The organism is Actinophytocola sp., from assembly GCF_035712165.1.
Classification (GTDB): domain Bacteria; phylum Actinomycetota; class Actinomycetes; order Mycobacteriales; family Pseudonocardiaceae; genus DASYTH01.
On record NZ_DASTBH010000340.1, the window covers coordinates 1 to 9,805 of the forward strand.

General features: G+C 73.0%; 10 protein-coding genes. 1 reads left to right on the plus strand and 9 read right to left on the minus strand.

What is annotated here, in order from left to right:
- From VFO68_RS19055 to VFO68_RS19095, 9 genes are all read right to left on the minus strand, one after another.
- Positions 1-1,294: alkaline phosphatase family protein (locus VFO68_RS19055; RefSeq protein WP_325159677.1), on the minus strand; the 1,294-nt coding region annotated here is incomplete at its 3' end.
- A gap of 47 nt (positions 1,295-1,341) precedes the next feature.
- A complete protein-coding gene (eboE, locus tag VFO68_RS19060; RefSeq protein WP_325159670.1) occupies positions 1,342-2,457 on the minus strand; it encodes a metabolite traffic protein EboE in 1,116 nt (371 codons plus the stop codon).
- A gap of 3 nt (positions 2,458-2,460) precedes the next feature.
- Entirely contained in the window at positions 2,461-3,318 is an 858-nt protein-coding gene (locus VFO68_RS19065) for a TatD family hydrolase (RefSeq protein WP_325159671.1), read from the minus strand.
- Entirely contained in the window at positions 3,318-3,932 is a 615-nt protein-coding gene (locus VFO68_RS19070) for an EboA domain-containing protein (RefSeq protein WP_325159672.1), read from the minus strand. Before VFO68_RS19070 ends, VFO68_RS19065 begins: the two co-directional genes overlap by 1 nt.
- Entirely contained in the window at positions 3,929-4,759 is an 831-nt protein-coding gene (locus VFO68_RS19075; protein ID WP_325159673.1) for a sugar phosphate isomerase/epimerase family protein, read from the minus strand. The genes VFO68_RS19070 and VFO68_RS19075 overlap by 4 nt, the downstream gene beginning before the upstream one ends.
- A complete protein-coding gene (locus VFO68_RS19080; RefSeq protein ID WP_325159678.1) occupies positions 4,756-5,592 on the minus strand; it encodes an SCO3242 family prenyltransferase in 837 nt (278 codons plus the stop codon). The genes VFO68_RS19075 and VFO68_RS19080 overlap by 4 nt, the downstream gene beginning before the upstream one ends.
- 74 nt (positions 5,593-5,666) lie before the next feature.
- Positions 5,667-6,815, minus strand: coding sequence for an inositol-3-phosphate synthase (locus tag VFO68_RS19085; RefSeq protein WP_325159674.1), 1,149 nt, complete (start codon positions 6,813-6,815; stop codon positions 5,667-5,669).
- Positions 6,816-6,834: 19 nt separating this feature from the next.
- Positions 6,835-8,010: a Gfo/Idh/MocA family oxidoreductase gene (locus VFO68_RS19090; protein WP_325159675.1), complete on the minus strand. Its 1,176-nt coding sequence runs from the start codon at positions 8,008-8,010 to the stop codon at positions 6,835-6,837.
- A 2-nt stretch (positions 8,011-8,012) separates the two neighbouring features.
- Positions 8,013-9,188 (minus strand): ROK family transcriptional regulator, encoded by a 1,176-nt coding sequence (locus VFO68_RS19095; protein ID WP_325159679.1) that lies wholly within the window; start codon positions 9,186-9,188, stop codon positions 8,013-8,015.
- 348 nt (positions 9,189-9,536) lie between these two features.
- Between VFO68_RS19095 and VFO68_RS19100 the strand changes: the two genes are divergently transcribed.
- On the plus strand, positions 9,537-9,805 hold a 269-nt coding region (locus VFO68_RS19100), incomplete at its 3' end, for a hypothetical protein (protein ID WP_325159676.1).

Below are 9,805 nucleotides of genomic sequence, written 5' to 3' on the forward strand. Positions count from 1 at the left end.
CGAGCAGCAGGTCGCGCACGTCGGTCGCCGCGATCCGGTCGCGCGCGAGCGCGGGGTCGGAGCACAGCAGCACCGGCGCGTCGTCCGGCCCGTCCGGGAGCCGCCCGTGCGAGCCGCGCACGCAGGACGGATCGAGCGGGACCACGTTCATCGTGTAGCGCAGGCCGAGCTTCTTACGCAGCAAGGACATCGCCGCCCGCGGCTTGGCGAAGCGGTCCGCCGGGTCGAAGAACAGCTCGGCCGGGTCGTAGCCGGGCTTGCGGTGGATCTCCACGGTCCGGGCGAAGTCGGGTGCCCGGTCGTCGTCGAGCCAGTAGTAGTAGGTGAACCAGGCGTCGGGCTCGGCGACGGCGACCAGCTCACCGGAGCGGGGATGGTCCAGGCCGTGTCGCTCCTTGCCCTCTGCGTCCAGGACCGCATCCACGCCCGGCAGCTCGGCGAGGATCGCGCGCACCCGGTGCAGGTCCGCCGGATCGCGCACGTAGACGTGGGCGATCTGGTGGTCGGCAACGGCGAAGGCCCTGGAGGTCCACGGGTCGAGCAGCTCGCGTCCATCCTGGACGTACACCTCGAGCAGTCCGGCCCGGCGCAGCGCCCGGTTGACGTCCACCGGGCGGTGCACCGCGGTGATGCCGTACTCGCTGAGCACCACGGTGGTGGCCCCGGCCGCGGCGACGTCGGCGAGCAACGGGGCGATCGTGGCGTCCAGCTCGCGCGCGGCCTGGCGGGACCGGGGGTCGTCCGGGCCGAACCGCTGCAGGTCGTAGTCCAGGTGCGGCAGGTAGACCAGCAGGCAGTCGACCCGTTGCCGGGCCAGGATGTGCTGCGCCGCCCGCGCGATCCACCGGCTGGAGGCGATACCGGCGGTCGGCCCCCAGTAGGTGAACAGCGGGAAGTCGCCGAGTGCGGCGGTCAGCTCGTCGTGCAGCGCCGCCGGCCGGGTGTAGCAGTCCGGCGACTTGCGGCCGTCGGCGTGGTAGACCGGCCGGGGCGTGACCAGCAGGTCGGTGTCCGCGCCCATGGCGTACCACCAGCACACGTTGGCCACGGTCCAGCCCGGCTGCCGGACGCGTGCGGCGTCCCACAGCTTCTCCCCGCCGACCAGCGCGTTGTGCTGGCGCCACAGGAAGACCTCGCCGAGATCCCGGAAGTACCAGCCGTTGCCGACGATGCCGTGCTCGCGAGGTGGCGCTCCGGTGAGCAGGGTGGCCTGCACCGAGCAGGTCACCGCCGGCAACACCGTGTCCAGAGTGGACCGAAAGCCCGTGGTGCCGACCCGGCTCAGGTTCGGCATGTGGGCCAGCAGCCGGGGGGTGAGCCCGACGACGTCCAGGACGACGATCACGACACCTCCACCAGGCCGAGCGCCCGCAGTTCGGCGCGGGTCCAGTCCAGTTCCCGGGCCAGGCCGTCGACCAGGTCGCCGTCCGGGTGCAGCACCTGCCAGGTGTAGGTCTCCACCTCGACGTGGGTGGTGACCGGGTGCGCGCCGGCCAGCAGCGCACCGAGCGTGGCCCGCAGTTCCGGCTGGGTGCTGGTCAGCGGCGGGACCGGCGCGGCGTGCACCGGCACGTGGTAGTGCACCCGCCACGGCGCCCGGCCGGGCAGCCCCCCGGCCAGCGCGTCGGCCAGGTCGTCCACTCCCCCGCCGCCGCGTTCCCGGGTCTGGTGCAGGAACCGGGGTTCGGCGAACCCGGCCAGCGCAGCGAGTTCGGTCGGGTGGGCCTGCAGCGCGCAGGACGCTTGGGTCTTGATCACCGGCAGGCCGGCTCGGGCCAGCCGGCCGGTCACCTCGACCGGGTCCTCGAAGCCGACCGCGAGGTGGCAGGCGTCCAGGCACACACCGAGCCACCGGGTGTCCACTTCGGACAGTAGGCGCACCGCGTCGGCGCTGGTGTCGACCACACAACCGGGTTCGGGTTCGAAGCCGACCCGGATCGTGCGGTCCAGTCCGGCCAGGCCGGCCGCCAGCGCGTCGAGCCGGCGGCGCACCGCGTCGGCGCGGTCGCCGTCCCAGGGCGTGCGCCAGGCCAGCGGGAGCGTGGAGATGCTGCCGTACGGGACGTCGTCGGGCAGCAGCGCGGCGAGGATCCGGGCCAGCCGCAGGGTGTATTCGAGCCGCTCCGGCGAGGTCCAGTCCGGTGTGTAGACCCGGTGCTTGACCACCGGGTCGTGAAAGCCTCGGTACGGAAAACCGTTGAGCGTCACCACTTCCAGGCCATGACCGGCCAGGTGGGTGCGCAGCCTGCGGACCGCGGCGGGGTCGGCGTCCAGCGCGGCGGCCAGGCCCGCCGACAGCCACAGACCGACACCGAGCCGGGACACGCGCAGCCGGTCCCGGACCGGGCGGGCGTACCGGGTCAGTTGGGCCAGCACCCCGGCCAGGTCCTCGGCGGGGTGCACGTTGGTGCAGTAGGCCAGGTGCACCACGGTGCCGTCCGGATGGCGCAGTCGCATCCGCTACTCCCGCGATCCGCGCAGCACCGAGTTCCCCTCGTAGACCGCCGCGCGGTCGGCGTCCAGTTCGGACACGTCCAGCCGGCCGCTCTGCCCGTAGAAGTCGACCGGGTTCTGCCACAGCACCTTGTCCACATCGGCCGGCCCGAACCCGCCGGCGAGCATCGCGGCTCCGGTCATCGAGGTGCGCAGGGGATCGCTGTTGCCCCAGTCCGCGGCGGAGTTCACCAGCATCCGGTCGGTGCCGAACTCGCGCAGGACGCGCACCATCCGGTCCGGGTCCATCTTGGTGTCGGGGTAGATCGAGAACGCCATCCAGCACCCCGACTCGGCGACCATCCGCACGGTCACCTCGTTGAGGTGGTCGACAACGACCCGCTCCGGAGGGATGCCCGACTCGCGCACCACGTCCAGGGTCCGCCGGGTGCCGGCCGCCTTGTCCCGGTGCGGGGTGTGCACCAGCACCGGCAGCTCGTGCTCGATGGCCAGCGCCAGCTGCCGGGCGAACGCGGCGTCCTCCTCCGGGGTCATCGAGTCGTAGCCCACCTCGCCGACCGCGACCACCCGGTCCTTGGCCAGGTACCGGGGCAGCAGGTCGAGCACTCCGGCGCAGCGCGGATCGTTGGCCTCCTTGGGGTTGAGCGCGATCGCGCAGTGGTGCGCGATGCCGAACTGTGCGGCCCGGAACGGCTCCCAGCCGAGCAGCGAGTCGAAGTAGTCCACGAAGGACCCGACACTGGTGCGCGGCTGGCCGAGCCAGAACGCCGGTTCGACCAGGGCGCGCACACCGGCGTCGTACATCTGCCGGTAGTCCGCCGTGGTCCGCGAGGTCATGTGGATGTGGGGATCGAAGATGCGCATCAGCCCTCCTCGCCGCGTAACTCCGGAACCAGCATCAGGACATCCGGCGGCACCGGCCGGCCGGCCGCGCGGCGCTCCTCGGCGAACGCCCGCATCATCCGGACCAGTTCGGCGTCCTTGCGCCGCTGCAGATCGGCCACCCAGGCCAGCGGGATGCCCAGGAACACGCACTTGAGCACCGCCTGGCGCCAGGCGTCGGCCGGCAGGTGCCGGGCCGCGTACGGGCCGAGCGCGGCCGCGATCAACCGGGTGTCGTTGGTGCGCAACGCATCCTGGACCAGGGGAACCGCCGCCGCGCCGAGGCCGAGCAGCGGCAGCGCGCGCAGCACCGCCCGCCGTTCGGCCGCGTCGCCGTAGTTGTAGACCGCGGTGACGTCGGCGATCCCGGCGCCGGCGAGCAGCAGCGTGCGCACCGCGTCGTCGACCGTCCAGCCGATCAGCTCCGGGTCGTCGGTCCACAGTTGACCCCGGCCGCATTTGCGGCCCACCGCCGGGAACAGCCGGGCCAACGCGGCCGGGTCGGCGGCGATCTGCGCCCGCGCCTCGGCCAGCCACAGCGCACCGCTGGGTTCCAGCGCCTTGGTGACGGCGGCCTGTATCGACTCGATCCTCATGCGGCGTTCCCCCCCGCCCGCAGAAAAGCCAGCGACCGCTCGGCGACGCCCGGAGCGGCATGACTGTGCCTGGGTAGCTCCACCGCCACCAGGCCCTGGTAGCCCACCTCGGAAAGCGCCGCGAGCACCGGCGGAAAGTCGATCTCCCCGGCGCCGAACTCCAGATGCTCGTGGGTGCCCCGGCGCATGTCGTCGATCTGCACGTTGACCAGCCGCGGGCCGGCCGCACGCACACAGTCCGGCACCGGCAGCGGCTCGTTGCACCGGCAGTGCCCGATGTCCAGGGTCAGCCCGAAGGGGGCCGGATCACCGAGCGCGGCCCGCAGCCGTTCGTAGCCGGCCAGGTCCGCGACCAGCATCCCGGGTTCCGGCTCGAACCCGATCGGCACCCCGCGCCAGGCGGCGTGCGCCACCACCTCCGAGCACCCGGAAACCAGCCGCTGCCAAGCGATCCGCGGGTCCAGCCCGGCTGGCACCACGCCACTCCAGAACGACACCGCCTCGGCGCCGAGGTCCGCGGCCACGTCCACCGCCCGGCGCAGGAACTGCACCCGGTGCGCGCGGGCGTCGGACAGCAGCGTCGGCTCGTGCTTGTGCCACGGATCGAGCAGGTACCGGGCGCCGGTCTCGATCACGACACCGAGGCCCAGCGCGGCCAGCGTGCGGCGCAGCGCCGCCGTGCGGGCGCCCAGATCCGGCGCGAACGGATCGAGGTGGGCGTGGTCGAGGGTGAGTGCCACACCGTCGTAGCCGAGGTCGGCGATCACCCGCAGCGCGTCGTCGAGCCGGTGGTTGGCGAACCCGTTGGTTCCGTAACCGAACCTCACGTTGCCGCCACCTTTCGGGAAAGGCGACGGGCCAACGGAAAGGCCAGAGCGACCGGCAGCGCGGCGCGCACCGATCCGACCCGGGCCAGCAGGGCGGCCTGTAAGGGCATGAGTCCCAGAATGCCGGCGCCGACCGCCCGCCGGACAGGTCCGGACGTGGGATCTCGCATCGCTTCGGACTGTGCCCGCCCGACGCCGGCGGCGTAGCCGGTGGCCAGTGCCAGGGTCGCCAACCGGTGGCGCGGCGCCCCGGCGACGGTGCTCACGGCGATCATCGCGGTGGCGGCCAGCGCGGCGGCCGGGACCTCGGGCCGCAGCCCGTGCACCTCACCTCGGGACAGCACCGTGGTGGTCAGGGTGTGGCCGCCGACGGTGAGCGCGGCGGGCAGCGCCGCCCGGGCGCCGCCGGCGCCGAGCAGGACATCCAGGGTGCGGGCGGCGGCCATCGCCACCGGTCCGGCCGGGGTGGGCTTGAGCACCAGGTCGTAGAGCCAGACCGTGCCGGCCAGCGGCACGGCGACGCGCAGCGCGGACCGGCCGGCCAGGGCGGCCAGCCCGATACCGGCCGCCGTCAGCGCGGTGGCCAGGCCGAGCGCGAAGCCAGGGGTGACCCGGCCGGACGGGATCGGCCGCTCCGGGCGTTCCACCCGGTCCAGGTCGCGGTCGGCGTAGTCGTTGAGCGCCATCCCGGCCCAGTACAGACAGACCGCGGCGGCCGCGGGCAGGACCGAACGCCGCCGGAACGGCCAGCCGGCGGCGGCCGCGCCGGCCAGCGAGTCGCCGGGCACGCTCAGCGCCGCCGGTGCCCGGACCAGTTCGACGACGCTGCGCAGGTCCGGTATTTCCACGCCAAGTAGCGTGAACCCGCCTTTTGGCGGCGCGCGGCGCCCAGCGGGATGGCACACCATCAGCCCAACCCACCCGCCCAGGCGCAGAGCTGCTCGTACTGGGTGGCGATGCGGTGTTCGGTGCTGCCGACCGGATCCTTGAAGAAGAACGCGAGCGCGCCCAGCGGTCCGGCGCACCCGGCCTGGTGCGCCCGGGCGGTGAGCCGGGCCAGGTCCAGCACCAGCGGCGCGGCCAGCGCCGAGTCGCAGCCCTGCCAGGTGAACTGCAGGCTCATCCGCACCCCGAGGAAGCCGGCGAAGGACACGTGGTCCCAGGCGGTCTTCCAGTCGCCGAGGTCGGGCACGTAGTCGATGTGGGTGCGGCCGTCCACCGGGTGTCCGAGCAACCCCTCCAGGCCGCGCCGCTTGGACTCGGTCTTGCTGGCCGCCGCCCGCGGGTCGGCGAGCGTCGCGCCGTCCCCGCCCCCGAGCAGGTTGGTGCCCGACCAGGACAGCACCCGCAACGCCCGGGCGGTGAACATCGGCGCGAGCGCGGTCTTGACCAGGGTCTCGCCGGTCTTGCCGTCGTTGCCGGCGTAGGGCAGACCGGCGCTGCCGGCCAGTTCGTGCAGCGCCGGCAGCCGCGCGCCGGTGGACGGGGTGAAGTCGACGAACGGGCAGCCGGAGGTGAACGCCGCGTAGGCGTAGAGCGAACTGGCCGGCAACACGTCGGTAGTGGAAAGCAACGCGCGGTTCAGCTCGGCCAGGCCGGCGTGCTCGGGCCGGGGCGCGGCGACCGGCTCGGTGGACGACACGTTGACCACCACGACCCGGTCCAGCGCGTTGCTGTCGCGGAACGCGACCAGGTCCGCGCGTAACCGCTCGACGGTGTCGGCCTGCGGGCGGCCGTCGTCGCAGGTTGCGCCGGGCCGGATCTCCGCGTCGGCGGCGGCCAGGTCACCGGCCACCGCGGCGGGCAGCGTCGCCGGCAGCACGCCGGCCTGGGCGAGCTGCTCGGCCCGCTTGGCCAGCGGGGTGCCGGCCACGTCGTGCCCGCCGAACACCAGGTCGGCCAGCGGCGGCAGGCCCGCGCCCGCCAGCGCCGGCGTCTCGCCGACCAGGCCGATCGGCTCGGCGAGACCGGCACGGACGGCCGCCGCCCCGGCGATCGAGGTCACCGCGAGCGAGCCACGGGCTCCCACCAGCCAGACCCCGACACGCCCAGGCATCGTCGCCCTCCCTCGCGGTTCACACTCGAGCAGGCGCCTCCACGGCGACCCAGCCGGCGGACTGCTTCGCGCTGCGCTCCACCGCGTCGAGGACCAGCTGCACCTGGAACCCGTCGGCGAAGGTGGGCTCCGGGTTCGCGCCGTCCGCGATCGCGTGGATCAGGTCGCGCACCTCGTGGGTGAAGCTGTGCTCGTAGCCGAGCCCGTGGCCGGGCGGCCACCAGGCGGCCACATACGGATGCTCCGGCTCGGTCACCAGGATCCGGGTGAAGCCCTGGCTGGTGGCCGGCGCCGACGCGTCGTGGAACTCCAGCTCGTTGAGCCGCTCCAGGTCGAACGCGAGCGAACCGAGCTCGCCGTTGACCTCGATCCGCAGCGCGTTCTTCCGGCCGGTGGCGAACCGGCTGGCCTCGTAGGTGGCCACCGCGCCGCCGTCCAGCCGGGCCAGGAACAGCGCGGCGTCGTCCACGGTGACCGGCCCGCGTGCCCCGTTGGCGGTGTGCTCGGGCAGCGGGCGTTCCTTGATGAACGTCTCGGTCATGGCGCTGACCGAGCTGATCCGCTGGCCGGTGATGTACTGCGACAGGTCCACGATGTGCGCGCCCAGGTCGCCGAGGGCGCCCGAACCGGACACCTCCTGACGCAGCCGCCACACCAACGGGAACTCCGGGTCGACGATCCAGTCCTGCAGGTACACCGCACGGACGTGCCGGATCTGGCCGAGCCGGCCCTCGGCGACGAGCCGGCGGGCCAGGGTCGCCGCCGGCACCCGCCGGTAGTTGAACCCGACCATGGCGCGCACCCCGTCGCGCTCGGCCCGGCTGGCCGCCTCGACCATCGCCGTGGCTTCCTCCACCGAGTTGGCCAGCGGCTTCTCGCACAGCACGTGCTTGCCGGCGGCCAGCGCCGCGATGGCGATCTCGGCGTGGCTGTCGCCGGGCGTGCACACATCCACCAGGTGGATGTCGTCGCGCTCGATCAGCCGCCGCCAGTCCGTCTCATGGGTGCGCCAGCCCAGGGTGTCCGCGGCCGCGGCGACCGCGCCGGGGTCACGGCCGCAGACCGCGGCCATGTCCACCTCCATGGGTAGTTCAAAGAAACGGCCCACGGTGCGCCAGGCCTGGGAATGCGCGCGGCCCATGAAGGCATAGCCCGCCATCCCGATTCCGAGCGTTGGTTTCGTCAGCTCCGTCATGATCACCTCGCCGGTTCGGCGTAGACAAGATCGCTGATCATGCGGGCGGCGCCGATCACGCCCGCGTCCTCGCCTAGCTCGGACATGACCAACGGCAGGTTGTTCGTGGCCAGCGGCAGCGACCTGCGGTACACCGCGCTGCGGATCTCCGCGAGCAGCACGTGGCCGATGCCGGCCACGCCGCCGCCGATCACGATCAGGCTCGGGTTGAAGAAGCTGACCAGGCCGGCGAGGACCAGGCCGAGGTGCCGGCCGCCCTCCCGGACCAGCCGGAGCGCCACCGCGTCACCAGCGGCCAGGGCGTCGGCCACGTCGGTCGCGGCCAGGGTGCCGCGGTCGGCCAGCCGCATCCCGAGGAACGGCGACTCGCCGGCCTGCGCGACGGCCCGCGCGGAGCGGGCCAGCGCCGCGCCGGAGAAGAACGCCTCGAGGCAGCCCAGGTTGCCGCAGCCGCAGGCCGGACCGTCCTCGTCGACCTGGATGTGGCCGATGTCCCCGGCCGAGCCGTTGGCCCCGCGGTACACCTCGCCGTGGACCAGGATGCCGCAGCCGACCCCGGTGCCGATCTTGACGAACAGCAGGTCGTCGGAGTTCTTCGCCACGCCGGCCTGCTTCTCCCCCAGGGCCATCACGTTGACGTCGTTGTCCACCAGCACCGGGCAGCCCAGCTCGCGCATCAGCGTGTCCCGCACCGGGTACTGGTCCCAGCCGGGCATGATCGGCGGCGCGTACGGCACGCCGTCGCGGAAGCTCACCGGGCCGGGCAGGCCGATGCCCAGGCCGTGCAGGCGCGGCAGGTGTCCCTGGTCGCGGAGCTTGCCGACCAGCTCGACCACCCGGCCGAGCACGCGCTGCGGACCCTCCCGCACGTCCAGTTCCTCGGCGACGTGCTCGAGCACCTCCAGCTCGCCGTCGGTGACGGCGACGTCCACGCTGGTCGCGCCGACGTTGACGCCGGCGAAGCGGACCCCGGACGCGACCCGGACGACGGCCGGCCGCCGGCCACCCCGCGACTCCGCGAGGCCGGCCTCCTCGACCAGGCCCAGCTCGATCATCCGGTCCAGCTCGGTGACCACCCGGGACCGGGACAGCTCGACGAGGTCGCCCAGCTCGGCCTTGGACTGCGCACCGCGATCCCGCAGTACACGCAGCAGCCGGGCCTGCGGCGACAAACCCATCACGCCCGGGACTGTACTTCACTACCGTCGAAGCGCGGAAGAACTATGCCCGATTCGAGTCAAACTTCTGTCTGTCTGAAAATAAGTGTGGGGATCTTCGGTTTTTCTTGTCGAAACTTTTGCTTGACGTGCACATATGTACTGGCTTACTTTCAGTTACTGAGCCATCCGATCGAGTGATCGCTGCGCGAACGGACGACCATGGCCGCACCGCTGCTCGCCATGTTGACCGAGCGGCATCGCTGTGGGGCGGGACCACATGTGCTCTGGCGTCGGGCTCGCGGGCCGTACTGCCGACTCGCGGGATGGAACTCGACCATCGGCGCCATTCGAAGGTGGACCCTGCCCATGAGAACCCACATCCCGGCGGCCCTGAGCGCCGCCTTACTCGTCGCCGCCGGCACGGTGGCGGCCACACTCACCACGCCGCCGGCAGCCGCGGCGCACCCGGTCAACCCGACCGACTTCCAGCAGGTCGAACTGGCCAGAGGAGTCGGCGAGATGGGCGAGCCGATCTCGCTCGCCGTGCTGCCGGACCGCTCCGTACTGCACACCGCCCGCAGCGGAACGCTGCGCCGCACCGACGCCGCCGGCAACACCTCGGTGATCGGCACGAT

Bases quoted from the DNA above. Each gene is read 5' to 3' on its own strand.
- eboE (WP_325159670.1), bottom strand. From the start codon at position 2,457: ATGCGACTGCGCCATCCGGACGGCACCGTGGTGCACCTGGCCTACTGC.
- VFO68_RS19065 (WP_325159671.1), bottom strand. From the start codon at position 3,318: ATGCGCATCTTCGATCCCCACATCCACATGACCTCGCGGACCACGGCG.
- VFO68_RS19070 (WP_325159672.1), bottom strand. From the start codon at position 3,932: ATGAGGATCGAGTCGATACAGGCCGCCGTCACCAAGGCGCTGGAACCC.
- VFO68_RS19085 (WP_325159674.1), bottom strand. From the start codon at position 6,815: ATGCCTGGGCGTGTCGGGGTCTGGCTGGTGGGAGCCCGTGGCTCGCTC.
- VFO68_RS19090 (WP_325159675.1), bottom strand. From the start codon at position 8,010: ATGACGGAGCTGACGAAACCAACGCTCGGAATCGGGATGGCGGGCTAT.
- VFO68_RS19095 (WP_325159679.1), bottom strand. From the start codon at position 9,188: ATGGGTTTGTCGCCGCAGGCCCGGCTGCTGCGTGTACTGCGGGATCGC.